The sequence below is a fragment of the Billgrantia pellis genome, assembly GCF_008297955.1.
Classification (GTDB): Bacteria; Pseudomonadota; Gammaproteobacteria; order Pseudomonadales; family Halomonadaceae; genus Halomonas; species Halomonas pellis.
The window spans coordinates 23,293-48,897 of record NZ_VTPY01000008.1; the positions used below are offsets into that span (position 1 = coordinate 23,293).

Genomic DNA, 25,605 nt, shown 5'->3' on the forward strand with positions numbered 1-25,605 from the left:
GAACACACCATGACCTTTCCACGTCTACGCCATACCCTGCTGGCTGCCGCTCTGCTAGGCATCAGCGGACTTTCCTCCGCCGCGCAGGCCAGCGGCAATGCGATCTGCTACAACTGCCCCCCGGAATGGGCCGACTGGGGTTCCCAACTGCGTCTGATCCAACAGGAAACCGGCATCAACGTGCCGCAGGACAACAAGAACTCCGGCCAATCGTTGGCTCAACTCGTCGCCGAGCGCAACAATCCCGTAGCGGATGTCGTCTACTACGGCGTCAGTTTCGGCATCCAAGCCATGGAAGAGGACGTCATCGAGCCCTACCAGCCCTCGCATTGGGACGAAATTCCCGATGGACTCAAAGATCCAGAGGGCCATTGGTTCACTATCCACTCCGGCACCATGGGACTGATGGTCAACGTCGATGCTCTCGATGGCGCACCCGTTCCCACCTCCTGGTCCGACCTGCTCAAGCCCGAATATCGCGGCATGGTCGGCTACCTCGATCCTGCCAGTGCCTTCGTTGGTTATGTCGGCGCAGTGGCCATCAACCTGGCTCTCGGCGGTGACATGGATGACTTCACTCCGGCTATCGACTATTTCAACGAACTCGCCGACAACCAGCCCATCGTGCCGCAGCAGACCAGTTACGCACGGGTGCTTTCCGGCGAGATTCCCATTTTGCTCGACTACGATTTCAACGCCTACCGAGCCCGCCACAGCGACGGTGCGAACGTGGAGTTCGTGATTCCCGAGGAAGGCAGTGTGGTAGTGCCCTACGTCATGAGCCTGGTGAAGAACGGCCCCAACCCCGATAACGGCCGCGCGGTGCTGGACTTCGTGCTGTCCGATCAGGGGCAAGCGGTGTGGGCGAACGCCTACCTACGCCCGGTGCGTGAAAGCGCCATTTCCGAGGAAGCCCGCGACGTCTTCCTGCCTGACAGCGACTATACCCGCGCCAAGACGGTGGACTACGACGCCATGGCCGAGGCGCAGCGAGGCTTCTCCGAGCGCTATCAGACCGAGGTGCGCTGATGCTTCAGCAGGTCAACCGGCGCCAGCGAAAGCTGGCGCTGTTCACCCTGGCCCCGGCAATGGCGGTGTTCGGCGCCTTCTGGTTATTGCCCTTCACGCGTTTGGTGGCAATGGGAACGGAGCTTGACCGGGCCAGCGGCATGAGCGCTTATTTCGCCATTCTCACCCAGCGCCAGTACCTCGTCAGCCTGGGCACCACCCTAGGGATATCGCTGGCAGTCTCGGCATTGGCCGTTCTGATCGCCGGCGTGGCAGGCTTCTTTCTCGCCCGCCACTCCTTTCCCGGCAAGGCGGTATTGGTCGCCATTCTCACCTTCCCGCTGGCCTTTCCCGGTGTGGTGGTGGGCTTTCTCGTCATCATGCTGGGAGGGCGTCAGGGCGCCTTGGCGCAATTCAGCATGTGGCTGCTCGACGAGCGCTGGATGTTCGCCTACTCCCTCTCGGGACTCTTCGTTGGCTATCTCTACTTTTCCATCCCTCGCGTCATCACTACCGTCATGGCGGCCTGCGAAACCCTGGACCGCAGCTTGGAGGAGGCCGCACGCTCACTGGGTGCCGGCTCCTGGCGGGTCACTCGGGACGTGATCATACCCGGCATCGCTCCGGCCCTGCTCTCCACTGCGGCGATCTGCTTCGCCACTAGCATGGGTGCCTTTGGCACCGCTTTCACCTTGGGCACAAGAATGAGCATCATGCCGCTGACGATCTACGGCGAGTTCACCAATTACGCCAACTTCGCCATGGCCGCGGCACTCTCGGTGGTGCTCGGCGTGATCACCTGGCTGGCATTGAGCCTGGCCCGCAAGCTGGCCGGTACCAGCCTGGGAGCACCGGCATGAATCGCCTACGCTTCTACTTGCAGTTGGGCTTCACCCTGTGGGTGTGCCTGTTCATGATCGTACCGGTCATCATGTCGGTCATGGCCGGACTCACCACCAATTACTTCGTCGGCCTGGAGAGCGGCCTGACGCTACGCTGGGTACAAGAGGTATGGGCACTCTACGCCGATACCATCTGGCTCTCTATCCGGCTCGCCCTGGCCTGCCTGTGCTTCACCGTGCTGCTTGGCGTGCCCGCGGCATACGGCTTGCTGCGCAGCAAGCGCCGTTGGGCCAACGCCATGGAAGAGGCACTGTTGCTGCCGGTGGCAATACCCGGGCTGGCGACGGCGCTGGCCCTGCTGCTGGCCTACGGTCACATGCGAGGATTCCGCGAGAGCTGGCTGTTTATCCTCATCGGGCATGTTCTCTTCACCCTGCCGTTCATGATCCGCCCGGTGCTGGCGGTAATGCGTGGCGCCCGGCTGGCTGAGCTGGAGGAGGCCGCCGCCAGTCTTGGCGCCGGCTTCAGGCAACGCTTCCTCGGCGTGGTGGTGCCTAACTGCGTAGGCGGCATACTCGCCGGAGCGCTGATGGTGGTGACGCTTTCCATTGGCGAATTCAACATCACCTGGATGCTGCACACGCCTCTCAACAAGACCTTGCCGGTAGGCCTGGCCGACAGCTACGCCTCGATGCGGCTGGAAATCGGCTCCGCCTACACTCTCCTCTTTCTCGCCATGACCCTGCCTCTACTTGTCGTGATCCAATGGGCAGGGCGTGTCGCCAATCGTTCGAGAACGCCATGACTTCCACCTCCCTCACTCTTGAAGGGTGCGGACGCACCTTTCCCGGCGGCCAAGTTGCGCTGCACCCGTTGGATCTCACCGTCGCCGCCGGCGAAACCCTGGTTCTGCTCGGCCCATCCGGCTGTGGCAAGACCACCACCCTACGCATCATTAGCGGTCTGGAAAGCCCGGACGCCGGAGGTCGCGTTCGCTTCGGCGAGCGTGATGTCACCGCCCTGCCCATCGAGAAACGCGACGTAGGCATGGTATTTCAACATTATGCGCTGTTTCCCAACATGAACGTTGCCGACAACATTACCTACGGCCTGCGGATCAAGGGATTGTCCCGCGACACGATCCGCCAGCGGCTGGACGAGGTAATGGCCATGGTCGATCTCCAAGGCTTTGGCGCGCGTCGCATTCACGAACTCTCCGGCGGCCAGAAACAGCGCGTTGCGCTGGCGCGAGCCATTGCAGTGCGGCCAAAGATATTGCTCTTTGACGAACCACTGGCCGCACTGGACGCGAAGCTGCGCGACCGGCTGCGCCTGGAAATCGGTCAACTGCTGCGCAAGCTCGGCATTACTGCCGTTTACGTCACTCACGATCAGGCCGAGGCCATGGCTCTGGGCGATCGTATCGCCGTGATGCAGGCGGGGCGCATCGCCCAGCTCGCCACACCGAGGGAGATCTATCACCGCCCTACCAGCATCTTCGTGGCCGATTTCATAGGCGCCGTCAACCGCCTGGAAGTACACGCCACTCTCGCTGACGGCCTACTGCGCGTGAGCGGAGGCGAACTGCGCGCACCGCACCTGGCCGGAGCAGCAGCGGTCTATTGCCGCCCGGAAGACATTCAGATAGCGGCGGATGGCAACGCTGACGTACGCGGCAAGGTGCGACAGAGCCTCTTTCTCGGCCAGAGCCAGCGCCTGTTGGTAGACCTCGGCGACAACGCATGCCTACAGGTCGAGACCGCTTCGCGCCGTCGGTGGCGCACTGAAGATCCCATCGGCCTCCGGCTACCTCCAGAAGCCCTGTTCCATCCCGAGCGTCATGCATATCCGACCAAGGAGCTGGAGGCAAACCATGCATGATCCGAGCCCAAGTGAACATTGCCTGATTGCCCAGATCAGCGATCCACACATCAAGGCCGAGGGGCGCCTCTCTTACCGCCAGGTGGACACCGCCAGGGCGTTGCATCGGGCCATCGAGACCCTCAACACCCTATCTCCCGCGCCGAAGCTGGTACTGATCAGCGGCGACCTGACCGACTTCGGCCGACCGGAGGAGTACGCCGCTTGCAAGGCGTTGTTGGCGAAGCTCCACGTGCCCTACTACCTGGTTCCCGGTAACCATGACGATCGCACCGCCATGCGCGATGCCTTCGCTGAGCAAGGTTATCTTTTCCAGCACCCTCGTTTCCTGCAATGGGTCGTGGAAGAGCATCCGGTGCGGCTGATCGGTCTGGACTCCAGCGTACCCGGGCAGTCCCATGGCGAACTCTGCGCCGAACGCCTCGACTGGCTCGACGAGACCTTGAAGCAACGGCCCGGGCGTCCCACCCTGGTGATGCTGCACCACCACCCTTTCGCCAGCGGCATCGCCCACATGGACCGTCAGCCCCTGCGCGAACCGACGGCGCTGGCAGAGGTTATTGCACGTCACCCACAGGTGGAGCGGGTGCTCTGCGGCCACCTGCATCGCGCGATCCAGACACGCTTCGCCGGAACCCTGGCAATGAGCTGTCCCGGTGTATCGCATCAGGTCAGTCTCGATCTCGACCCGAACGGACCGTCAGGCTTTCACCTCGAGCCACCGGGCTATCTGCTGCACCAATGGCGCCCCACCCACGGTCTGGTGACTCACCAAGGCGTCATTGGCGATTATCCCGGCCCCTTCCCTTTCTTTGACGAACACGGCCTGATCGATTGATCGGCGAAAAAGGGGGCGTGTTATTATCCTGCCCTTGTCCTCATGAGGAGTGCTCATGCCCACCCTTTGGGTCGATGCCGACGCTTGCCCCCGGGTCGCTCGCGACATCATCGTACGTGCCGCCGAGCGCACCGCCACGCCGGCCTGGTTCGTCGCCAACCATACGATCCCTCTGCCGCCCTCGAGGTGGGTCAAGTCGCTGTCGGTGAGCCATGGCTTCGATGCCGCCGACAACGAAATCGTGTCCCGCCTCGAGGCCGGCGACCTGTTGATCAGCTCCGACCTGCCGCTGGCCATGGAAGCCATCGACAAGGGCGCCGCGGTGATGACCACCCGCGGTGAAATCCTCGACCGCAACAATATTCGCGCGCGGGTGCAGATGAGGGATTTCATGGAGACGCTGCGTTCCAGCGGCGAGCACACCGGCGGGCCCAAGGGTTACAGCGACGGCGACCGGCGCGAGTTCGCCAACGCGTTGGACAGGTGGCTGGCAAAGCAGCCCAGGAAATAGCCGCCCGCCGCTCAAGCCGCCGGACGACCGGTACTCTTGCGCACGATGAGCTGTGTGCTCAAGGTCTGCCGTCGCACCACGGCCTCCCCCGCCAGCAGGTTCAGCAGCGTGTGCATCGCCTGTTGGCCGATCTCGTGGCGTGGCTGGCTGACGGTGGTCAGCTCCGGCTCGCAGTACTCGCTGAAGCCGATGTTGTCGAAGCCCACCACCGAGAGCGCCTCCGGCACACGGATGCCGAGCTGACGGGCCGCCTTGAGCACGCCGATGGCCATTTCGTCACTATGACAAAAGATCGCACTGGGCCGATCCGCGCCATCGAGCAGTGCCAGGCCCTGCTGGTAACCCGAACGAAAGCCGAAATCGCCTTCCATCACGTGCGCCGAACTCGACAACCCCCCAGCGGTCAGCGCGTCACGATAGCCACGGGTGCGTTCGCGGCATATGGGGTTGTCGACGGGACCGGATATTGCGGCAATTCGCGCGTGGCCCAGCGAGACCAGGTACTCGATGGCATGGGCCGTGGCCTGGTAGTTGTCGATGGTGACAGTCGGCAGGTCGACGTCGGAAAAAAATTCGCAGGCCATGACCAGCGGCGCATCCGCGCGGGCATCGGCGTGCCTGACCAGCCCACGCGGAATATCCGCCGTCAGCAGAATGATGCCGTCGGCCTGGTTGGTCGGCAGCAGGTTGAAATAAGCCTCGGCCCTGGCCGGGTCGCGCTCGCAGTCGCCGATCAGTACCTGATAGCCGGCCTGGTGGGCCACCTCCTCCATGCCGTTGATGATCTCGGAGAAGAACGGATTGGAGATGTCGGGCAGCAGCGTGACGATCGTTCGCGACTCGGCACGGCGCAGGTTGCGTGCCGCCACGTTAGGGGCATAGCCGACCTCGTCAATGGCACTTGCCACGCGCAGCCGGGTGGCCTCCGACACCTTTTCGGGGTTGGCGAGTGCTCGCGACACGGTGGCCGTGGAACAACCTGCCGCCAAGGCGACATCCTTGATGGTGGGCATGGAGGGGGGGCGCTTGGAGGTGGCTCGTCGAGAGAGTGCGCGCGAGGCTGTTGGCTTGTCTTTTTGCATAACGTGGTCGTCCGGCCGCGGTGACGACGTGGCCGGCACTGCCCCGCCACGCTCGTTTCCATTGTGGGTTCCCCCTTATCAGAATGTAAAGCTTTACACCAACGCCTGGATCGAGCCGAAAGCGGTTCCTTTCGCTCACGCTGCGTGAGCGGCTCGAAACCTCCTTCTTTAGTCTAAAGCCATCTTCGCAGGTACCTCGCCTGGCGAGGCTTCCAACCCGGCAGCCAGCGATGATCGCCCACTCCAGCAGCCCTTTCCTGCCGCCTCGAAGCTCCTAGGCGTCACCTTGACCCTTACCGACCTGGCTGCTGCAATGTAAACCATTACATCAATCAGACCATCGGCAGGCGGGCTACCCGCCCGCCCCCGACAAGACCGACAAGCGAGGTGCTCGATGAAGACCATCAGGGGGCCGGCTCTGTTCCTGGCCCAGTACGCCGGCGACGAGCCGCCCTTCGATAGCCTGAAAGACATAGGGCGTTGGGCGTCCGGCCTGGGCTTCGAAGGGGTCCAGATCCCCTCTTGGGACAAGCGCCTGTTCGATTTGGAGCGCGCCGCCGAGAGCCGGGCATACTGCGAGGAAGTCCAGGCCATGCTGGCCGAGCACGGCCTGTCTATCACCGAGCTTTCCGCTCATCTGCAGGGGCAACTGGTGGCGGTACATCCGGCCTATGACAGCCTGTTCGATGGCTTCGCGCCGGCCGCCCTGCACGGCAATTCCGAAGCACGACAGGCTTGGGCCGTGGAGCAACTCAAGCTCGCCGCCCGGGCCAGCGCCAACCTGGGGCTGAAGGCGCTGGGCACTTTTTCCGGTTCGCTGCTGTGGCCCTTTCTCTACCCCTTCCCGCAGCGTCCTGCCGGCCTGGTAGAAGAGGGTTTCGCCGAGCTGGCCAAGCGCTGGGAGCCGATTCTCGACATTTGCGATAGCGAAGGCATCGATCTCTGCTTCGAGATTCATCCCGGCGAGGACCTTCACGACGGCGCCACCTTCGAGCGCTTCCTCGCCGCTGTCGACGAACACCCGCGCTGCTGCATTCTCTACGATCCGTCGCACATGGTGCTACAGCAGCTCGACTACCTGGCTTTTCTCGATCGCTACCATCCACGCATCCGCATGTTTCACGTCAAGGACGCCGAGTTCCACCCCACCGCCCAGCAGGGCGTCTACGGCGGCTACGGCTCCTGGGTGGAGCGCGCCGGACGCTTCCGCTCGCTGGGCGACGGCCAAGTGGACTTCAAGGGCATCTTCACGCGCCTGGCGCAGTATGATTTCGCCGGGTGGGCGGTGATCGAGTGGGAATGCGCCCTCAAGCACCCCGAACAGGGTGCCGCCGAGGGAGCGCGCTTCGTCGCCGAACACATCATTCAAGTGACCGACCGCGCCTTCGACGACTTCGCCGACGCCGGCACCGACCGCTACGCCAACCGCGCCCTGCTGGGGCTCGAATGACCCGAGGAGACCCGACATGAACGCAACACCACGCCATGCGACGCCGCGGCGCCTGCGGCTGGCCATGGTTGGCGGCGGCCAGGGGGCGCTGATCGGCGGTGTGCATCGCATCGCCGCGCGCATGGACGGCCGCTTCGACCTGGTCGCCGGCGCCTTCTCGTCACAAGCCGAGCGCAACCGGGCCACGGCCCGCGAGCTGGGCGTGGACGAGGCGCGCTGCTATGCCAACTACCAGGCGCTGCTGAATGGCGAGGCCGAGCACGAGGAGGGTGCCGAGGTCGTCGCCATCGTTACGCCCAACCACTTGCACTTCCCGGCGGCCCTGGCCTGCCTGGAGGCGGGCATGCACGTGGTCTGCGAGAAACCGATGACCCTAAGCGTCGACGAGGCGCAACGTCTGGCCGAGGCGGTAAGAGCCAGCGGCAAGCGCTTCGTACTGATGCATAACTACGTCGGCTACCCGCTGGTCCAGCACGCCCGCGAGCTGGTAGCACGCGGCGACCTTGGGTGCATTCGCAGCGTCCAAGTGGAGTACGTGCAGGAGTGGCTCAGTGAAGCGCCGGGACCCGACAACCGCCAGGCCGCCTGGCGCCTGAACCCGGCCAGGGCCGGAGCGGCGGGTTGCCTGGGCGATATTGGCGTCCACGCCTTTCACCTGGCTCAGTTCATCAGCGGCCAGCGCGTCAGCGAGGTCAGCGCCGAGCTGTTCAGCGCCGTGACGGGGCGCGAACTCGACGACAACGTCCACGCCCTGCTGCGCTTTGCCGACGGTGCCCGGGGCATGCTGTGGGCGAGTCAGACTGCCCCGGGCTTCGAGAACGCGCTCAGCATTCGGGTAGTGGGTGAGAAGGCCAGCCTGCGCTGGGCCCAGGAATCGCCCAACGAGCTCTTCTTCGCTCCCCTCGACGGCCCGGCCCAGCGCTTGACACGACGCGACGACCGGCTCGGCGCCGACATCGCCCGGGGCATTCGCATTCCCGGCGGCCATCCCGAGGGGTATCTGGAGGCCTTTGCCAATCTCTACCAGGCAATGAGCGACGGCCTGGACGGCGATATCGTCTCGCCCTGGCTACCGGGGGTGGAGGATGGCGTCGATGGAATGCGCTTCATTGCCGCCACTCTCGCCTCCAGCCGCGCCGCGGGCGCCTGGACGCCATTGCAAACCACGGAGGGCGAGCCATGAGCCGTCCCATCCTGCGCCTGGAAGGGGTCGGCAAGGCCTTCGGCCCGGTCACGGTGCTCGAGGATATCGCCTTCGATCTCGCCCCAGGCGAGGTGATGGGCATCCTCGGCGAGAACGGCGCCGGCAAGTCGACTCTGCTCAAGATCATCAGCGGCGTGTATACGCCCAGCGCCGGCCGCGTGACCCTTGACGGCCACGCCTTCACCGCGCTCGACCCGATCACGGCACGCCGCCATGGTGTGGCCATGATTCCCCAAGAGTTCAATCTGGTCGCTACCCTGCGGGTCTACGAGAACGTCTTCCTGGGCCAGGAGCTGCGTCGCGGCGGCCTGCTCGACCGCGCCCGCATGCGCCAGCGCACCCGCGAAGTGTTGCATTCACTGGAGGTAGAGCTCGATCCCGATCTGCCCATCGAGCGGCTCAGCGTCGCCGAGCGGCAGATGGTCGAAGTGGCCCGGGTTCTGGTCCACGACGCGCGCATCGTGATTCTCGACGAACCCACCACCGTGCTGACCGACCGGGAGGTCGCGGTGCTGTTCGACGTGGTGCGCACGCTGGTCGCCAAGGGCGTGGCGGTGTTGTTCATCTCGCACAAGCTCAAGGAGGTCAAGCAGCTCTGCGAACGACTGCTGATCCTGCGTGACGGCCGGCAGATCGAGCTGTGCCAGGCCGGCGAACTCAGCGAGGAAGAGATGGCGTGCAAGATGGTCGGCCGAGAGCTGTCGCAGATCTTCCCTGACAAGCGCTCCATGCGGGGCAAGGAGGCACTGCGGGTAACCGGCCTGGGTATTGCCGGCCTGCTGCATGACATCGACTTCTCCCTGCATCGCGGCGAAGTGCTGGGTCTATCGGGGCTGGTCGGCTCGGGGCGCACCGAGATCGCCGAGGCGATCATGGGACTGCGGCCCAGGAGCGTCGGCGTGATCGAGGTGGACGGTAAGCCACTGGCCATCGACTCGCCGCGCGTGGCGCATGCCAACGGCCTGGCCTACCTGTCGGAAGATCGCCAGGGCAAGGGGCTGGTGCTGTCGTTCAACGTGATGGAGAACATCACCGCCTTGAGCCTGCCGCGCTACGTGCGCGGGCTGATACGCCACCGCGCCGAGCGCCGTCGCGCCGAGGAGTACCAGCAGCGCCTGGCGATCAAGGCGGCTCGGCTCGGCGACCCGGTGCAACTGCTCAGCGGCGGCAACCAGCAGAAGGTGTATCTCGCCAAGCTGCTGGACATCGACCCCGAGGTGCTGATCCTCGACGAGCCCACGCGCGGCATCGACATCAATACCAAGCAGCAGATCTACCGGTTGGTCCGCTCGCTGGCCGACCAGGGCAAGGCGGTGCTGATCATCTCCTCGGAGCTGGAGGAGATCGTCGGCCTGTGCGACAGGGTGCTGGTGATACGTGAAGGACGCATCGCCGCCGAGCTCGACGACGATAAGATCAACGAACAGGACATCATGCTCTATGCCGCCGGAGCGCGCCAGCGCGGCCAGGCAGGGGCCGAGGTACAGTGAGATGAACGACGTATCGAACTCCAAGCCAATGGGGCAGCCAGGCCTGCAGCGGCTGCGCCGGCTGCCGCTCAACGCCACCATTCTGGCGCCGTTGCTGGCGCTGCTCATTCTTTTCGTGCTCTCGTCGCTCGCCAGCGAGTACTTTCTCAATGCGCGCAACATCTCCAACGTGCTGCGTCAGGTCTCCTACACTGGCATTATCGCCATCGGCATGACCTTCGTGATCATCGCCGGCGGCATCGACCTGTCGGTGGGCTCGATGGTGGCCCTGGTGGGGGTGCTGCTGCTCTACGTGGTCAACGCCATCGCCGACCCCATCCAGGCCGTACTCCTCGGCATGCTGGCGGCGGTAGTTGCGGGTTCACTGTTCGGCCTGTTCAATGGGCTGCTGGTCACACGAGGGCGAATGGCTGCCTTCGTGGTTACGCTGGCCAGCATGTCGATCTTCCGCTCGCTGGCGCTCTATTTCACCGATGCCGCCGAAGTGACGACTCGCAATCCGTTCTTCTCCGAGGTCGGCGGCGGCTTCTTTCTTGGCCTGCCGATCCCGGTATGGGCCTTCTTCGGCCTCGCCGTGCTCGCCCATGTCCTGCTGTTCCACACCCCCTTCGGGCGCCACGTCTGCGCCGTGGGCGCCAATCCCCAGGTGGCCCGCTACTCCGGCATTCGCGTCGAGCGGGTGGTGCTCAGCACCTTCGTGATCGCCGGTGTCTGCGTGGGGATCTCCGCCATCATGCTGAGTTCGCGGCTCAACTCGGTCAGCCCCAGCGACGCCGGCTACTTCTATGAACTCGACGCCATTGCCGCCGTGGTGATCGGCGGCACCGCGCTGTCCGGCGGACGCGGTTCGGTGTGGGGCACGGTCATCGGCGCACTGATCCTCGGCATCATCAACAACATGCTCAACCTGACCGGTGTCTCACCCTACCTGCAGGGCCTGGTCAAGGGGGCCGTGATCCTGCTGGCGGTGCTGCTGCAGTACCGACGCACCGGCTGACTGGAGACCATGGCCGGCGAACGACGCCGTGCCGACATCGCTGGGTACGCCAGCCCATTCGCTCGACCCTCAATGCAACGGGAGTGACAACAATGACGATAACACGCGTTCTCAAGCAAACCGCCCTGGCAACGGCCCTGGCCGTCACCTCGCTTGCCGCCAGTGCCGACGATTATCACATCGGCGTGACCGTACCCTCCGCCGACCATGGTTGGACCGCCGGCCTGCTGTGGTGGGCGCAGCGCGCCACGGAAGAGCTGGCCGAGCAGTACGACGACGTCAGCTTCACGGTACTGTCGGCGAGTTCGGGAACCGCCCAAGTGTCGAACGTCGAAGACCTGATGATTCGCGACATCGATGCGCTGGTGATCCTGCCCCACAACCCCGCCACGCTGCAGCAGGTGATCGCCGAGGCCTATGAATCGGGCATCTACACGGTGGTGGTCGACCGCGAGCTGGAAGAGCCGGCCCAGGACGTCTTCCTCGCCGGGGACAACCCCGGGCTCGGCGAGCAGGCAGCCCGCTACATGGCCGAGGCCCTTGGCGGCGAGGGCGGCATCCTGGTGCTCGAGGGCCCCTCGATCCCGATCAACTCCCAGCGCGTCGACGCCTTCAATGCCGTGATGGCCGATTATCCCGGCATCAACATTCTTGATTCCCAGACCACCGACTGGAACCCGCAGAAGGCTTTGAGCGTGACCGAGGACCTGCTCGGCAGCAACTCGCACGTCGATGCAATCTGGGCCGGCGATGACGACGTCCTGCTGGCCGCGCTGCGCGCGGTAGAGGAAAACCAGCGCGACGACGTCCAGTTAATCGTCGGCGGGGGTGGTTCGCAGCGAGTCATCGAAATGATTCGCGACGAACATCCGGTGGTTCGCGGCACGGTGACCTATCCCCCCAACATGATCGCCTCCGCCATCGCCCTGGCCGTGCACGGCGTGAAGGGCGAGCGTCTGGGGAACATGTATCACGGCGTGCCGTCGCGGGTGATCCTGGCCGCCGATCTGATCACCGTCGACAATGTCGAAGCGTTCTACCAGCCGGATGCCGCCTACTGAACGAGCGGCATCACCCGCCGCTCCCAGCGGGAGCGGCGACAACGTCATCCTTTATTGCGAATTCCCTGTCCCGGCAGTCGTTCACGGTCATGCGGGCGCTCGAAGTCGAGCAGCGGCCCCTTGGGCACGATGCGCGTCGGGTTGATGGTATCGTGGCTGTAGTAGTAGTGGCGCTTGATGTGCTCGAGGTTCACCGTCTCGGCCACGCCAGGCCATTGGAACAGCTCGCGCAGGTAGTTCGACAGGTTGGGATAATCCTCGATGCGCCGGAAATTGCACTTGAAGTGGCCATAGTAGACGGCATCGAAGCGCACCAGGGTAGTGAACAGGCGCACGTCGGCCTCGGTGAGCCATTCACCGGCCAGGTAGCGGTTCTCGTCCAGTCGTGCCTCGATGCGGTCGAGCGCCTCGAACAGTGCCGTCACGTGCCTCTCGTAGACGTCCTGTTCCGTCGCGAACCCCGACTTGTAGACACCGTTATTGATGTGCTCGTAGACATCCTCGTTGACGGCGTCGATGCTCTCGCGCAGGTCCTCTGGGTAGAAGTCGAGGCGATTGTCGGCAAGCTCATCGAAGGCGTCGTTAAGGATGCGTACCAGCTCGGCGGACTCGTTATTGACGATGCGCCCTTCCCGCTTGTCCCACAGCACCGGCACCGTCACCCGGCCGGTATAGTGCGGATCGGTCAGGGTGTAGAGTTCTCGGTGGTATTTGACGCCATTGACCGGATCGCCGCTGGCGCCCTCCTCCTCATGGTAGGTCCAACCCTGATCGAGCATCAGCGGGCTGACCCAGGAAACGCCGATCAGGTCATCCAACCCCTTGAGCTTTCTCATGATCAAAGTGCGATGCGCCCAGGGGCAGGCCAGCGATACATAAAGATGGAAGCGCCCCGCTTCGGCAGCCACGGCACGCTGCCCCTCGGGACCGGCTCGGCCGTCACGCGTCACCCAGTCGCGCAGCTTGGCGGATTCACGCACGAACTCGCCACCGTGCGTCTTGGTGTCGTACCACTGGTCGTGCCACTTGCCCTCGATCAACAGGCCCATGTGTCTCCTCCGGACGTTAGAAAGGGTCTGTTAGCAGGGTAAGACGATCTCGCTGCCACTCAAGCGCAGTTTTTCCGCCCATAGCGTCGAAAAAAACGGATGCTCGGATAGAACGAACGGTCACTTCCGGCTCGGACAGGTATTGGCCACCGCCTCATGCAGCGCGCGGGCCATGGCGTGGGTGGCGGGTCCCGCCCGGTCGCGATCGCGGAAGATCATCTGCATCGGCACTTCACGGATGCCACCGGCCGAGAGCGGCAGCGGGCGTATCAGGCCCGCTTCCAGATCGTCGCGCAGGCGCGTCTCGGGCAGCCAGGCGAACCCCAGGCAGCGCCGGATCATGTCGATGGAGGTCTCGAGGTGACTGACCGTCCAGCGCTGCTCCGCCTTGAGCCATCCGGCGTCCATCGACTGGCGCAGCGCCGAGTCGCGCACCACCAGTTGGCGATGCCGCTGCAGGTCGCGCAGATCGAGCTCGCGATCGAGCGCGTGTAGCTCGTGGTCGCGATGGGCCACGGCAATGAAACGGATCGAGACCAGCGGTTCGCCGAGGAATCCTTGTGCCGCCAAGCCGGAAACGGCCAGATCGGCGCGGCCATCGTAGAGCATTTCGATGCCACCGTTGAGCACCGTCTCGTGGAGTTGCACGCGAACGTAAGGATACTCGGCGGAGAAACGACTCAACGCCACGGCCAGGGCATCGGTGGGAAATATCTGATCGATCGACAGCACCACTTCAGCCTCGAGTCCCTCGGCGAGGCGTCCGGCGACATCCTCCAGCGCTTCGGCACTTTCAATCAATTGGCGCGCCCGGCGCAGCAGCATCTCGCCGGCTTCGGTCAGGCGGACCTGTCGTCCCACCGGCTCCAGCACCTCTACGCCGAGCTGTTGCTCCAGCTTGTGCACGGCATGGTTGAGGGTGGAAGGGCTCTTGTGCACCGCCTCGGCGGCGCGGGCGAAACCGCCGTGATCCACCACGGCGGCAAGCATCTGCCACTGGGCCAGGGTGACGCGCGACATATTCGATTACCTCGAATGTTCGTTGCAAAACAATGCGCTTAATCTTCGAAAAAAACGGCCTAGAATGCCAGGCATATCCTACAATCGGAGGTCATCGACATGACCGCTAACGTCAACCGGCGCATCGAGCGCCTGATCCAGAGCCACCCCAGCCAGGACGGCGATGGCGTCAAGATTCAACGCATCCATCGTTTCGACGGCGAGCTCGACCCCTTCCTGATGCTCGACGAGCTCGGTTCCGACCGCCCCAACGATTACGTCGGCGGCTTTCCACCGCATCCTCATCGCGGCATTCAGACGCTCACCTACATCGTGCACGGCGGCATTACGCATGAAGACCATCTCGGTCACAGCAGCACGATCCATGCGGGCGATGCCCAGTGGATGCATACCGGACGCGGTATCGTTCACTCCGAGATGCCGCTGACCGATAGCCAGGGTCTGCATGGCTTCCAGCTGTGGATCAACCTGTCCGCCCGCGACAAGCTGAGCGAGGCCCGCTACCGCGACGTGCGCAGCGACGAAATGCCGCGTCTGGCGAGCATGCGTGCCGAATTGGTCGCTCTCGGCGGCCAGTGGCGTCGCATCGACGGTAACGGCGTCGCAGGACCTCTGGATTCGCTCGCAGGCGATTCCGCCGTGGCCCATGCGACATTGCAGCCCGGCGGTGAGTTGGCGCTGGCCGTCGGCAGCGAAACACTTGCCATCTATGTGTTCGAAGGCACGCTGGAGATTGCCGGCGAGGCAGTCGCCGCCGGCCAGCTGGCCCGTCTGGGCGCAGGCGATACGCTTACGCTCAGCAGCGTCGAAGGCGCCCAGTGTCTGATACTCGCCGGCACGCCCCATCGCGAGCCGATCGCCCACTACGGCCCTTTCGTGATGAACGACATGCGCGAGATCGACCAGGCGCTGAACGACTATCGCAACGGCACCTTCACCGATTGAGGCCATTCGAAACCGCACGCGATGATTCGGCCAACGGCTCAACGTCTGCTACCTTTTTTTACTTCAAGGGGTTGTCTTGGCCTCTTGCGTCACGTTCAATGACAGACAGTTGAACACTGTTCGACAATGAAACTCGACCGGGAAGCGTTGAAGAAACGCCCCGGCCGAGGTGTTTCTGTACGTATGTACAGTCTAGGCAGGCCATATATCATGGGTTAAGGTTCCCGTGCCTTTTTATGTTCTTGTCATCTTTCTTTATATGGCCGATATCCAACATGTTGCGAATCCTCCATTCGCTGCCACGCGCGCATAAGTTGTTGTTGATCCCCGTCGCCACGATGGTGACCGTGCTGGGCACGCAGAAGATCGTCACCCTCGTCGAGAATTCCCAGCGACAGGAGCAGACACCCCAAACCGTCCTGTTTCCCCTGTCGCCAGAGGCCCAACCCGGCCTTCCCGCGCTCAACAACGAACGCTATTCCGTCGCCGACGCCATCGAGATCGCCACCCAGGCCATCGATGCCACACGCGAATACATTCCGCTCTCCCAGCTGCAGCCCAGCGAGATCATCGACCTGAAGGGAGCCGCCTACGCCCAGGCCCCCCCCGAACAGGCGACAGGGACCGAACCAGCGCCCCCCGCTGCCGAGCTCGATGCCGCTACCGCTGTCGACAGCGGCATCGAACTGACAACGGTTCTGGATTCGGGCGCTTTGCATATGGCCCTGGTCATCGGCACCCTCGCCACCGGCATGCTCGACGAGACCCGGACCGACGACGAGGCGCTGGCTGCCGATGCCACCTCGTACGAGGACACCCATATACCCGAGGAGGAACTGGGCCTTTTCGAGGACAGCCCGATCCACTTCGATCAGGAAGTCGCCGCGGCCGAACCCTTCGTGCCCGAATGGCGCACCTACACCGTTCAGCAGGGCGATACGTTTGCCGTGCTGGCACAGAATGAGCTGGGCCTCGGCTACAGCGAGGCCATGCGCCTGCTCGAGAGCCTGCCCGACCAGCGCCTGCTGACCCATTGGCGGGTGGGCAACACCTTCGAGTATCAGCTCGACGAAGAGGATCGGTTGTTGACCATGCGGGTGATGAAGAACGCCCGCGAAGGCATCATGCTGGAGCGCGAGGAAGATGGCTTCGACGTGGCCACCATCGAACGCGCCGGCGAAGCCACCCAGCGCCTGTTCGCCGGCAGCGTGAGCGGTAGTTTCGCTCGCTCGGCCCAGGCAACCGGTCTCTCCAGCACCGAAGTCGCTCAGGTCTCGCGACTTCTCGAGAAGAAGCTCGACTTTCGCCGCGACACTCGCCGCGGCGACGAATTCCAGGTGCTGATCGAGTCCGACATCATCGACGGCGCCAGCTTCGATTCCCGCGTGCTGGCCATCGAATATCAGGGTGCCCGCATGGACCTGACCCTGATTCGCAACAGCGAAGACAACAATTTCTATACACCCGAGGGCCAGAGCCTGGACCCGGCCTTCAGCCGCTACCCCTTCGAAGGCAGCTATCGCATGAGCTCCGGCTACAATCCGCGGCGCCAGCATCCGGTCACCGGGCGGATCAGCCCGCACCGCGGCACCGACTGGGCCATGCCCATCGGCACCGCCGTCCGCGCACCGGCGGACGGGCGCGTCGAAAAGGTCGGCAATCATCCGGTAGCGGGACGCTATGTGGTGATTCGTCACGACAACGGCTACCGCACGCGCTATCTGCATCTCTCGCGGGCAATGGTCAACCGTGGCGATCGCGTCTCGATGGGCGAGCGCATTGCACTGTCCGGCAATACCGGCCGCAGCACCGGCCCGCACCTGCACTACGAAGTCATTGTGAACAATAACCCGGTCGACGCCATGAAGGTCGACTTGCCCGAGAGCCAGAGCCTCGAAGGCGAACGCCTGGTGGCCTTCCAGCGCGAAGCCGAGCCACTGCTCGCCGTGCTGCGTTCCGGCCAGACCGGCCCGGTGGTGGCTCACACATCGCGTGATGCCGAGCCCGACGACGACTGACGTCGAGCGCTTCCCAGACTGCGACGCCCTGCCCTCCGGCAGGGCGTCGCGCTTGGCACCTACCGGCGGTCCGATGGAATAAAGTCTCACAGGCCTGCCGAACTGCCGATACGGAGCTCTCGCGTGCCCCCGCCCCAGCATCGACGCCCTCCTCTTACCCCACCCCAAGACGGCAGCCGCCTGGAAACCTTCTTCGGCGTATTCCGCTACAGCCGCCGTGCACTGGCGCTGGTTTGGCAGACCTCACGCTTCCTGACCCTGGGATTGGCGCTCTGCACCTTGGTCGCCGGCGTATTGCCGGCCGTCGCCGCCTGGATCGGCCAACTGATCGTCGACGCCGTTGTGGCCGCCATGGCCCATCAACGAGAGACCGAAACCGCATTGAGCTGGGCCGATACCTGGCCCGTCATGCGTTATGTGGTGGCCGAAGCCGGCGTGATCGCGGCCATCGCCCTGGCTCAACGCGGCCTGTCGGCGCAGCAGTCACTGCTGCGCGCCCTGCTCGGCCAGAAGGTCAATGTCATGATCCTGGAAAAGGCCGGCACCTTGTCGCTCGCTCAATTCGAGGACTCCGAATTCTACGACAAGCTCACCCGAGCCCGGCGCGAGGCCTCCACCCGGCCGCTGGGGCTGGTCAACAAGACCTTCTCGCTGCTTCAGAACGCCATATCGCTGACCAGCTTCGGCGTGCTGTTGATGCAATTCTCGCCCTGGGCGATCCTGCTCCTGGTGATCGGTGCCCTGCCTGTGTTCGTCTCCGAAGCCAAGTTTTCCGGCGACGCCTTCCGCCTGTTCCGCTGGCGCTCGCCGCAGACCCGCATGCAGATGTACCTGGAAACCGTGCTGGCCCGCGAGGACAGCATCAAGGAGGTCAAGCTGTTCGGCTTGGAGCCGCTGCTGCTCGAGCGCTACCGCAAGATCTTCGACACTCTCTACGACGAAGACCGCCGCCTGACCCTCCGTCGTGAGACCTGGGGGTTCCTGCTCGGCCTGCTGGGAACCCTGGCGTTCTACGGTGCCTATGCCTGGGTGGTGGTGGAAACGATATCCGGAACGTTGACCTTGGGCGAGATGACCATGTACTTGATGGTCTTCAAGCAGGGCCAGTCGGCGCTGTCGGCGAGCCTCACCGCCATCAGCGGCATGTACGAAGACAACCTCTACCTGTCGAACCTCTACGAATACCTGGAGCAGCCGGTGGCAGCCGAGGCCGGCAGCCTCACCGAGGGCATACGACCAGGCGACGGCATACGCTTCGAAAGGGTCGGCTTCACTTATCCCGGTGCCGACAAGCCGGCGCTACGCGATGTCTCGCTGCATCTGGTACCGGGGCAGAGCCTGGCCCTGGTGGGTGCCAACGGCTCGGGCAAGACGACCTTGATCAAGTTGCTGACCCGCCTCTACGAACCCAGCAGCGGTCGTATCCTGCTCGATGGCAGCGACCTGAGAGAATGGAACGTGCAGACCCTGCGCCGGCGCATCGGCGTGATCTTTCAGGATTTCGTGCGCTACCAGCTCAAGGTGGGTGAGAACCTGGGGGCCGGCGACGTCGAGGCCTTCGCCGACGAGGCACGCTGGCAGGAGGCGGCCCAGCGCGGACTGGCCGACGAATTCATTCGTGCTCTGCCGGGCGGTTACCATACCCAGCTCGGCCGCTGGTTCAAGGGCGGCCAGGAGCTTTCCGGCGGGCAATGGCAGAAGATCGCCCTGGCCCGCGCCCACATGCGCGAGGGAGCCGATATCCTGGTCCTCGACGAGCCCACCGCGGCCATGGACGCCGCCTCCGAAGCAGCGATCTATGCCGACTTCCGTGAGCATCGCCGGGACAAGATGACCCTCCTTATCTCGCACCGCTTCTCCACGGTGCGCGCCGCCGACCAGATACTCGTCATCGACGACGGCGAGGTGATCGAGCGCGGCGACCATGCCGGCCTGATGGCGCAGGACGGCCGCTATGCGCGGCTGTTTAGGCTGCAGGCCGAGGGCTATCGCTAGGCGCTGCATGAAAAGTGCCTTCGCTTGCCCATACGGCGTCAAAAAATCGCTCACAAAGGCTAGCCTGTTGGCTCGATCATCGGTTGACGCTTGTTGAGCGATTGTCTATAAGAAAAGGGTCGCATCGTCGATTCGGCACATTCCACCCCAACCATCCCCATCAAGAGACGCGTTCCTCATGCGCTGGCTACCACAAGGCGACAAGGCAAATTGGCAATATCGCGTATTCCATCGCGCGATGCGTACCCGTTTGCTGCAGCCGTGGGCCGGCCGTCGAGACGACGACACCTGAAGGACGCTGGCCGCGGCACTTGTCGCGGCCAAGCATGATGCATTTCCCGCCTACCGCGCACAAGTTCCCGGCCTCCTCTCAAGGAGACCGAGACCATGGCAGCACTCCATACCATCCGTCGACTGCTGAGCGCACTGCGCACCCACTATGCCAACCGTCGTCGTGACGCCTCGCTACGCGATTGCGACCCACGCATGCTCAAGGACATTGGCCTGCGCTGGGAGCGCGGCAAGCTGGTGGCGATCCACCCGGAGCACCCCGCTTCCGGCGAGGCACGGGCAAACGGCAGTGCCGGCAGTAAGCTCAGCGCAGCCGAACGCCTGCATGGCGTCTGTCCCCGCTGCGGGGCGCGCCTGGCTTAGCCAAGGCCCCGGTCACAGGACGTGACCGGGGCCTTTCCCATATCCGCTGGCTCACAGCGTCAGCGGATGATCCAGCGCGTGCAACAAGGCATCGTCTCGCTCGTAGATATCGGGACGGAACGAGAGTTCACCGTCATCGCCGGGGTTGACCGTCCAGTAGTGGAGAATGACCGGCATGCGATGGGTCAGGCGAACATTCTGTGTCTCGCCGCTAGCTATCCGCCGCTCCACGTCGTGACCGCTGCGGGTATCGTCTAACAGCAGCTGGCCCAGCTCGCGAATGTTCTCCACCCGGATGCAGCCTGAGCTGAAGGCACGCTGTTCGCGAGAGAAGAGATTCTGGGCCGGAGTGTCGTGAAGATAAACCATGTGATCGTTGGGAAAGCGGATGACGAGTTGCCCCAGGGCATTCTGCGGTCCCGGCGCCTGGCGCAAGACAATGTTGCCGGGATTGCCCCAGTCGATCTCCCAGGGGTCGAGGGGCGTGCCCGACGGGCTCAGCACCTGGATCCGCTCGCGCCACAGGTAGCCGAGATCCTGCCGCACCCGAGGCAACACATCCTCGCGTTTGATGGTGGGCGGTATCGTCCAGGTGGGGTTCACCGTCAAGTGGGTGATTTCCGACCGTAGTGAGGGGGTGCGCCGATAGGGCCGGCCCACCACGATGCGCGAACGCCAGATCTGGCCGTCAGGACGATAATAACTGAGCCGGTAGCCCGCAATGTCGACCAACACGAAGGACTCCGGCAATCCATGCAACAGCCAGCGGGCACGCTCCATGTTGAGGCGGATCTGGTCGATACGGCGCTCCACCGGCACGTTGAGTGCCGCCAGCGTCTGGCGCCCGACGATCCCATCCGATTCCAACAGGTGCCGCCGCTGGAAGCGCTTTACCGCGGCCTCGAGGCTGGCATCGTAGCGGTGCGGTTCGGGCGCCTCGAGCTCTCCCCCAGGGAAGATGTCGTTATCGGCGACCATTATCTCGAGTTCGCCAATGGCCGCCAGACGCTCGCGCAACAGTGGAACATCGTCGTCGACATCCCCCGGGCGCAACGCATGCTCCCGCTCCGGCAGGCGCGGCCAGCCTCCCCGCTTCTCGATGTTGCGATAGCGCGCCAGCCCCGAGCGCAACCGCTGATAAGGAACGAAATCCGGCCGCACTTCGCCGATCAGTGCCTCGAATCGCTGCTGGTCCACGGCACCGGACACTGCCGCCAGGGAGTCATCGGGGGGCGCTACCGGCACCTCCCAACCGGTAGCGAGCGCTTCGGGGTCGACCTTGCCGCGCTGCAGATGATCGAGTGCCATCAGCAGCTGCCGCGTGGCAAACAGATCGTACTGCGCCTGCGCCTCGACATTGGCGGCGTCCTCATAGGCCTCTCGATGCCGATTTCTCAACTCATCCGGGCGATAATCCTGTGGCCGGAGCCCATCGCTTTCGAGGGTATGCAACGCCGAAGTGAACGCAGCCACCGCGTCGTCATCCCGCCATGCCGGGCGATAGTCACGCAGGGCATAGAAGTCCTCTAATCGCGCCTCTGCCTTAGCCGCCTGACGGGCCAGCTCCCCCACCACGCCCGGCTCCTCTTCCCATGCGCTTGCTGCCTCCCCCTGCTCCGCCCAGGCCAGGGGCGCGAGGCCAAGCAGCAGCATCAACATTCCCATCCATGTCATAACCCGCATCTATAGCTCCTGCTCCGTTGATGTCTGGTCTGGTCTTCCTGGCCTCTCCCTTCATAATAGGGCCCGGTGCATGGCTGCCATGTCAGCCGGGTCCGTTTACCTTATTCACCCTTTTCTGTTTCTGCGAGCGGCACCTGCCGCTCGCGGCGTCAACGTATAGGCACGCTCGATGCGCTTACTACCGACCCTGCCATTTTCGCTACCGTCCCTGGCCGCCTCCCTACTGGCCACCCTCCCCCCTGCCCAGGCCGATGATTTCCTGGCCCAGGCCGGGCTCGCGTTACCTTCGTCCGCCCCGCTGGCCCAGACCTTGACTCGCCTCGCCCCTGGCGCCGATCCGCGGGTGATGCAGCTTGCCGCCAGCGCCCTGGCCTGCGCCGAGCCCGATGCCGAGCGTCTGGCGGTGATCGACTTTTCGCGCCCGTCCAGCGAACCCCGCCTGTGGGTCTTCGACCTGGCCGAGGAAGCGCTATTGTTCGAGGAGCTGGTTTCCCACGGCCGAGGTTCCGGCGGTGCCGAGGCCACCGTATTCTCCAACACACCCGAGAGCCACCAATCGAGCCTGGGCCTGTTCCGCACCATGAACAGCTATTACGGGAGCAACGGCTACTCGTTGCGCCTGGAGGGGCTGGAAGCGGGCGTCAACGACTTGGCCTACGAGCGCGCCATCGTGATTCACGGCGCCGACTACGTCAGTGAGACGTTCGTGCGCCAGACCGGCCGCCTGGGACGCAGCCACGGCTGCCCGGCCGTGCGACAGGAGGTCACCTATCCACTGATCGACAGCATCAAGGAGGATCACTACCTGTTCGCCTACTACCCCGATCCGGAGTGGCTGCAGAGCTCCGCCTACCTGCGCTGCGATCGCGACCCGCGACAGCTGGCCATGCAATAGCCGACGCCCCACGGCACCAGCGGGGGGCAGTCATCGCCGCACTGCACCACCACGACGCCGTCCATTGTGCCGGCGCCTCTTGCCGCCTTCGTCAGCCAAATCCCAAACGATTGAAGGAGAAAAGTTTCCACCAGCCTGGCAAGCCGATTGCTTGGTATAGCGCAACAACGGCTAGGCGTGGACCAGGCTTCCGAGAGCACGAGTGCGCCAGACCTGACCTTCAACGGAGAAGGACGAATTCCAACATCCCGTTCCGTACGAGGTCATCGTCCATGGAAATCCGTAACAAGGCCAATCGAATTCGCCTGCTCAATCTGCAGGCGCCACAGATGCGCGCCTTCCACTTCTCCTGGCTCGCCTTCCATCTCTGTTTCTTCGGCTGGTTCGGTATCGCCCCGCTGATGGCGGTTGTGCGCGACGACTTGGGGCTGACCAAGACCCAGATCGGCAATACCATCATTGCCTCGGTGGCAATCACCATCCTCGTGCGCCTGGTCATGGGGGTGCTGTGCGATCGCATCGGGCCACGCAGGGCCTACACTTGGCTGCTGTGTCTGGGTTCGCTGCCGGTCATGGCCATCGGCCTGGCCTCGAGCTTCGAAGCCTTCTTCCTGGCGCGCCTGGCCATCGGTGCCATTGGCGCCTCCTTCGTGATCACCCAATATCATACCTCGGTGATGTTCGCGCCCAACGTGGTCGGCACCGCCAACGCCACTTCGGCCGGCTGGGGCAACCTGGGCGGAGGCACCACGCAGATCCTGATGCCGCTCATTTTCTCCGGCATCCTGATGCTCGGCGTCAACGAGGCGCTCGGCTGGCGCCTGGCCATGGTGGTGCCCGGCGTGGTGCTGTTCGTCGCCGGCATCGGCTATTACCTGTTCACCCAGGACGCTCCCGACGGCAACTTCGACGAACTGCGCGCCCGCGGCGAGCTGCCCGAGGCCAACGGCGAGCACGGCATGAGCGCGAGCTTCAAGGCCGCCGCCAAGGACATTCGCGTGTGGGCGCTATTCGTGGTGTATGCCGCCTGTTTCGGCGTCGAGCTGACCATCAACAACATCGCGGCGATTTATTTCTTCGACAACTTCGACCTGACGTTGGCTACCGCCGGCATGATCGCCGGCCTGTTCGGGCTGATGAACATTTTCGCCCGCTCTCTTGGCGGCGTTTTCTCCGATCTGTTCGCCCGCAACGGAGGCCTTAAGGGGCGCGTGCGCTGGCTGTTCGTGGCCATGCTCTGCGAGGGCGTCGCGCTGATGTTTTTCTCGCAGATGCATGTGCTCACGCTGGCCATCGGCATCATGCTGGTGTTCAGCCTGTTCGTGCAGATGGCCGAGGGGGCCACCTTCGGCGTGGTACCCTTCATCAACAGAAAAGCGCTGGGAGCGGTAGTCGGCATCGTCGGCGCCGGCGGCAATGCCGGTGCCGTGGCGGCCGGTTTCCTGTTCCGCTCGGAGTCGATCAGTTATCAGCAGGGGTTGTTCTACCTCGGCATCGCCGTGGTGATCGCCTCACTGTGCACCCTGGCCGTACGCTTCTCGCCCGAGGTCGAGGCCGAAGAGCAGGCGGCCTACCGCGACGCCTTGGGCGAGGAAACCGGAGCCGGCGCCCTGAGCCTGCGCTGACAGGAAGCTTCCATTTGGGCATCGACAACGCAACACTGACGCCACCCACCCGGGCGGCGTCAGTGTTTAGCCTGTATGGCGCCAGCCCGGATGCCTTTGAGCGGCTATGCTGGTACAAACGCCTCTCTGCCGATGTTCTACTGGAGCAACACGTGGCCGAACCCAACAGCGTGATCGCCTTCTACGACGAGCGCGTGCTGGCGCACCAGCCCGATTCCGATGCCCCTTTTCTGCCCAGCCGCATGGACCGGCGCATTCGCCAGTTGCTCTCGTCGTTGAATGTCCCGTGGAAGTACCCGGAGCACGCCGGACGGCTCACCGCCATCCGCCACTTGCTGGAGCTGGAGCCGATACCCGGCCTGCGCTTCGAGAGTGGCAAAGCGGCAACGCGGGAACAGCTGGGGCGCGTTCACACCAGCTCCTACCTGACGCACATCTTCGAACTGCGCGGCAAGAATGCCTGGCTCGACGTGGATACGACCGCGGTCTCCCCCGGCAGCGTCGATGCCGCCGAGGTGGCCGCCGGCACCGCCATCGCCGCCGTCGAAGCGGTACTCGAAGGGCGTACCGAGTCCGCCTTCGCCGTGGTACGCCCCCCGGGGCATCATGCCGAGCCGGTCCGTGCCCGTGGCTTCTGCCTGTTCAACAACGTGGCGGTTGCCGCCGCCCATGCCCAGGCCGCCTTCGGCTGCCAGCGGGTAATGATCGTGGATTGGGACGCCCATCACGGCAACGGCACCCAGGACATCTTCTACGCCGATCCCGATGTGTTGTTCTTCGACATCCACCGCGCCTCGCCCTTCTACCCCGGATCGGGGCAGTTGGAGGATATCGGCGTGGGGTTGGGGGAAGGTACGACGGTCAACGTGCCCATGCCGGCGGGTGCCGGTGATCAGGCCTATCTCAAGGCTTTTCGCGAAATCCTCGTGCCCGCGGCCGACTGGTTCCAGCCGGACCTCATCCTGGTCTCGGCGGGATTCGACCCGCACCCCTTCGATATGGCCCTCAACGTCTCCTTCGAGGGCTTCGCCGCCATGACCGGCATCCTGCAGAGCCTGGCACGGCGTCACTGCCAGGGGCGGCTGGTCTTCGTGCTGGAAGGCGGTTACCACCTCATCTCCCTGTCACGCGGGGTCAAGACGGTACTGGACGTGCTGGCAGGCGGCGCCATTCCCGAACCGGGCATCATCGGGCTCAGCGAAGTCGAGGGGGCGGCCGACTTCCATCGCCAGGCCTTCACCTCCGAATAACCGCGAGCGCATGCGGGCCGTCGAGTCAGCCGGTCGTCACACGCCCGGCGCGAGAAAGCGGCGTATCCGACCAGCGACGGCTATCCTTCGCCATGACGGGCCGTCG

22 protein-coding genes are annotated in these 25,605 nt (G+C 64.1%); 18 read left to right on the forward strand and 4 right to left on the reverse strand.

Annotation, left to right across the window (positions count from 1 at the left end):
- The first annotated feature begins 9 nt into the window (after positions 1-9).
- From F0A17_RS18765 to F0A17_RS18790, 6 genes are read left to right on the forward strand one after another with little or no spacing between them, the layout of a single operon-like run.
- On the forward strand, positions 10-1,029 hold the full coding sequence (locus F0A17_RS18765; protein ID WP_149329902.1) for an ABC transporter substrate-binding protein: 1,020 nt from the start codon (positions 10-12) through the stop codon (positions 1,027-1,029).
- Positions 1,029-1,868, forward strand: a complete 840-nt coding sequence (locus F0A17_RS18770; RefSeq protein ID WP_149329903.1) for an ABC transporter permease — start codon at positions 1,029-1,031, stop codon at positions 1,866-1,868. The genes F0A17_RS18765 and F0A17_RS18770 overlap by 1 nt, the downstream gene beginning before the upstream one ends.
- Positions 1,865-2,656, forward strand: a complete 792-nt coding sequence (locus tag F0A17_RS18775) for an ABC transporter permease (RefSeq protein WP_149329904.1) — start codon at positions 1,865-1,867, stop codon at positions 2,654-2,656. Before F0A17_RS18770 ends, F0A17_RS18775 begins: the two co-directional genes overlap by 4 nt.
- Entirely contained in the window at positions 2,653-3,732 is a 1,080-nt protein-coding gene (locus F0A17_RS18780) for an ABC transporter ATP-binding protein (RefSeq protein WP_149329905.1), read from the forward strand. Before F0A17_RS18775 ends, F0A17_RS18780 begins: the two co-directional genes overlap by 4 nt.
- Complete coding sequence (locus tag F0A17_RS18785) at positions 3,725-4,570, forward strand: phosphodiesterase (RefSeq protein WP_149329906.1); 846 nt, start codon at positions 3,725-3,727, stop codon at positions 4,568-4,570. Before F0A17_RS18780 ends, F0A17_RS18785 begins: the two co-directional genes overlap by 8 nt.
- A gap of 55 nt (positions 4,571-4,625) precedes the next feature.
- Positions 4,626-5,081, forward strand: a complete 456-nt coding sequence (locus F0A17_RS18790; protein ID WP_149329907.1) for a YaiI/YqxD family protein — start codon at positions 4,626-4,628, stop codon at positions 5,079-5,081.
- Between the two features lie 11 nt (positions 5,082-5,092).
- Here the strand turns inward: F0A17_RS18790 and F0A17_RS18795 are convergent, their stop codons facing one another.
- Positions 5,093-6,094 (reverse strand): LacI family DNA-binding transcriptional regulator, encoded by a 1,002-nt coding sequence (locus tag F0A17_RS18795; protein WP_149329908.1) that lies wholly within the window; start codon positions 6,092-6,094, stop codon positions 5,093-5,095.
- Between the two features lie 463 nt (positions 6,095-6,557).
- On the opposite strand from F0A17_RS18795, the gene F0A17_RS18800 reads away from it, so the two are divergent.
- From F0A17_RS18800 to F0A17_RS18820, 5 genes are all read left to right on the forward strand, one after another.
- On the forward strand, positions 6,558-7,613 hold the full coding sequence (locus tag F0A17_RS18800) for a sugar phosphate isomerase/epimerase family protein (RefSeq protein ID WP_149329909.1): 1,056 nt from the start codon (positions 6,558-6,560) through the stop codon (positions 7,611-7,613).
- Positions 7,614-7,629: 16 nt separating this feature from the next.
- The gene (locus F0A17_RS18805; protein WP_228716963.1) at positions 7,630-8,796 is read left to right on the forward strand and encodes a Gfo/Idh/MocA family protein; all 1,167 of its coding nucleotides are present in this window, start codon (positions 7,630-7,632) and stop codon (positions 8,794-8,796) included.
- The gene (locus F0A17_RS18810; protein WP_149329910.1) at positions 8,793-10,307 is read left to right on the forward strand and encodes a sugar ABC transporter ATP-binding protein; all 1,515 of its coding nucleotides are present in this window, start codon (positions 8,793-8,795) and stop codon (positions 10,305-10,307) included. Before F0A17_RS18805 ends, F0A17_RS18810 begins: the two co-directional genes overlap by 4 nt.
- 1 nt (position 10,308) lies before the next feature.
- Positions 10,309-11,304, forward strand: coding sequence for an ABC transporter permease (locus tag F0A17_RS18815; protein ID WP_228716964.1), 996 nt, complete (start codon positions 10,309-10,311; stop codon positions 11,302-11,304).
- A 92-nt stretch (positions 11,305-11,396) separates the two neighbouring features.
- Positions 11,397-12,365, forward strand: coding sequence for a substrate-binding domain-containing protein (locus tag F0A17_RS18820; protein WP_149329911.1), 969 nt, complete (start codon positions 11,397-11,399; stop codon positions 12,363-12,365).
- Positions 12,366-12,409: 44 nt separating this feature from the next.
- Here F0A17_RS18820 and F0A17_RS18825 read toward each other — a convergent pair whose 3' ends face one another.
- The gene (locus F0A17_RS18825; protein ID WP_149329912.1) at positions 12,410-13,414 is read right to left on the reverse strand and encodes a glutathione S-transferase family protein; all 1,005 of its coding nucleotides are present in this window, start codon (positions 13,412-13,414) and stop codon (positions 12,410-12,412) included.
- A gap of 120 nt (positions 13,415-13,534) precedes the next feature.
- Positions 13,535-14,434, reverse strand: a complete 900-nt coding sequence (locus F0A17_RS18830) for a LysR family transcriptional regulator (protein ID WP_149329913.1) — start codon at positions 14,432-14,434, stop codon at positions 13,535-13,537.
- Positions 14,435-14,533: 99 nt separating this feature from the next.
- Between F0A17_RS18830 and F0A17_RS18835 the strand changes: the two genes are divergently transcribed.
- The 4 genes from F0A17_RS18835 (at position 14,534) to F0A17_RS18850 (ending at position 20,046) form a co-directional block, all read left to right on the forward strand.
- Positions 14,534-15,379 carry a pirin family protein gene (locus tag F0A17_RS18835; RefSeq protein WP_149329914.1) on the forward strand — a complete coding sequence of 282 codons (846 nt, stop codon included), beginning with the start codon at positions 14,534-14,536 and terminating at the stop codon, positions 15,377-15,379.
- Positions 15,380-15,654: 275 nt separating this feature from the next.
- Positions 15,655-17,397, forward strand: a complete 1,743-nt coding sequence (locus F0A17_RS18840; protein ID WP_149329915.1) for a peptidoglycan DD-metalloendopeptidase family protein — start codon at positions 15,655-15,657, stop codon at positions 17,395-17,397.
- A gap of 123 nt (positions 17,398-17,520) precedes the next feature.
- Positions 17,521-19,392: an ABC transporter ATP-binding protein gene (locus F0A17_RS18845; protein WP_422671122.1), complete on the forward strand. Its 1,872-nt coding sequence runs from the start codon at positions 17,521-17,523 to the stop codon at positions 19,390-19,392.
- Positions 19,393-19,779: 387 nt separating this feature from the next.
- Entirely contained in the window at positions 19,780-20,046 is a 267-nt protein-coding gene (locus F0A17_RS18850) for a DUF1127 domain-containing protein (RefSeq protein ID WP_149329916.1), read from the forward strand.
- A gap of 51 nt (positions 20,047-20,097) precedes the next feature.
- On the opposite strand, the gene F0A17_RS18855 is transcribed toward F0A17_RS18850, so the two are convergent.
- Positions 20,098-21,729: a L,D-transpeptidase family protein gene (locus tag F0A17_RS18855; RefSeq protein WP_228716965.1), complete on the reverse strand. Its 1,632-nt coding sequence runs from the start codon at positions 21,727-21,729 to the stop codon at positions 20,098-20,100.
- 169 nt (positions 21,730-21,898) lie between these two features.
- On the opposite strand from F0A17_RS18855, the gene F0A17_RS18860 reads away from it, so the two are divergent.
- The 3 genes from F0A17_RS18860 to F0A17_RS18870 all read left to right on the forward strand — a co-directional run bounded on the left by F0A17_RS18860 (position 21,899) and on the right by F0A17_RS18870 (position 25,499).
- Positions 21,899-22,624, forward strand: coding sequence for a murein L,D-transpeptidase catalytic domain family protein (locus F0A17_RS18860; RefSeq protein WP_149329917.1), 726 nt, complete (start codon positions 21,899-21,901; stop codon positions 22,622-22,624).
- A 272-nt stretch (positions 22,625-22,896) separates the two neighbouring features.
- On the forward strand, positions 22,897-24,249 hold the full coding sequence (locus F0A17_RS18865; RefSeq protein ID WP_149329918.1) for an MFS transporter: 1,353 nt from the start codon (positions 22,897-22,899) through the stop codon (positions 24,247-24,249).
- Positions 24,250-24,401: 152 nt separating this feature from the next.
- Positions 24,402-25,499 carry a histone deacetylase family protein gene (locus F0A17_RS18870; protein WP_228716966.1) on the forward strand — a complete coding sequence of 366 codons (1,098 nt, stop codon included), beginning with the start codon at positions 24,402-24,404 and terminating at the stop codon, positions 25,497-25,499.
- Positions 25,500-25,605: the final 106 nt, after the last annotated feature.

What these genes read in the sequence shown, in the direction of transcription:
- F0A17_RS18765 (WP_149329902.1), top strand. Translation starts at nt 10, where the DNA reads ATGACCTTTCCACGTCTACGCCATACCCTGCTGGCTGCCGCTCTGCTA.
- F0A17_RS18770 (WP_149329903.1), top strand. Translation starts at nt 1,029, where the DNA reads ATGCTTCAGCAGGTCAACCGGCGCCAGCGAAAGCTGGCGCTGTTCACC.
- F0A17_RS18775 (WP_149329904.1), top strand. Translation starts at nt 1,865, where the DNA reads ATGAATCGCCTACGCTTCTACTTGCAGTTGGGCTTCACCCTGTGGGTG.
- F0A17_RS18780 (WP_149329905.1), top strand. Translation starts at nt 2,653, where the DNA reads ATGACTTCCACCTCCCTCACTCTTGAAGGGTGCGGACGCACCTTTCCC.
- F0A17_RS18785 (WP_149329906.1), top strand. Translation starts at nt 3,725, where the DNA reads ATGCATGATCCGAGCCCAAGTGAACATTGCCTGATTGCCCAGATCAGC.
- F0A17_RS18790 (WP_149329907.1), top strand. Translation starts at nt 4,626, where the DNA reads ATGCCCACCCTTTGGGTCGATGCCGACGCTTGCCCCCGGGTCGCTCGC.
- F0A17_RS18795 (WP_149329908.1), bottom strand. Translation starts at nt 6,094, where the DNA reads ATGCCCACCATCAAGGATGTCGCCTTGGCGGCAGGTTGTTCCACGGCC.
- F0A17_RS18800 (WP_149329909.1), top strand. Translation starts at nt 6,558, where the DNA reads ATGAAGACCATCAGGGGGCCGGCTCTGTTCCTGGCCCAGTACGCCGGC.
- F0A17_RS18805 (WP_228716963.1), top strand. Translation starts at nt 7,630, where the DNA reads ATGAACGCAACACCACGCCATGCGACGCCGCGGCGCCTGCGGCTGGCC.
- F0A17_RS18810 (WP_149329910.1), top strand. Translation starts at nt 8,793, where the DNA reads ATGAGCCGTCCCATCCTGCGCCTGGAAGGGGTCGGCAAGGCCTTCGGC.
- F0A17_RS18815 (WP_228716964.1), top strand. Translation starts at nt 10,309, where the DNA reads ATGAACGACGTATCGAACTCCAAGCCAATGGGGCAGCCAGGCCTGCAG.
- F0A17_RS18820 (WP_149329911.1), top strand. Translation starts at nt 11,397, where the DNA reads ATGACGATAACACGCGTTCTCAAGCAAACCGCCCTGGCAACGGCCCTG.
- F0A17_RS18825 (WP_149329912.1), bottom strand. Translation starts at nt 13,414, where the DNA reads ATGGGCCTGTTGATCGAGGGCAAGTGGCACGACCAGTGGTACGACACC.
- F0A17_RS18830 (WP_149329913.1), bottom strand. Translation starts at nt 14,434, where the DNA reads ATGTCGCGCGTCACCCTGGCCCAGTGGCAGATGCTTGCCGCCGTGGTG.
- F0A17_RS18835 (WP_149329914.1), top strand. Translation starts at nt 14,534, where the DNA reads ATGACCGCTAACGTCAACCGGCGCATCGAGCGCCTGATCCAGAGCCAC.
- F0A17_RS18840 (WP_149329915.1), top strand. Translation starts at nt 15,655, where the DNA reads ATGTTGCGAATCCTCCATTCGCTGCCACGCGCGCATAAGTTGTTGTTG.
- F0A17_RS18850 (WP_149329916.1), top strand. Translation starts at nt 19,780, where the DNA reads ATGGCAGCACTCCATACCATCCGTCGACTGCTGAGCGCACTGCGCACC.
- F0A17_RS18855 (WP_228716965.1), bottom strand. Translation starts at nt 21,729, where the DNA reads ATGCGGGTTATGACATGGATGGGAATGTTGATGCTGCTGCTTGGCCTC.
- F0A17_RS18860 (WP_149329917.1), top strand. Translation starts at nt 21,899, where the DNA reads ATGCGCTTACTACCGACCCTGCCATTTTCGCTACCGTCCCTGGCCGCC.
- F0A17_RS18865 (WP_149329918.1), top strand. Translation starts at nt 22,897, where the DNA reads ATGGAAATCCGTAACAAGGCCAATCGAATTCGCCTGCTCAATCTGCAG.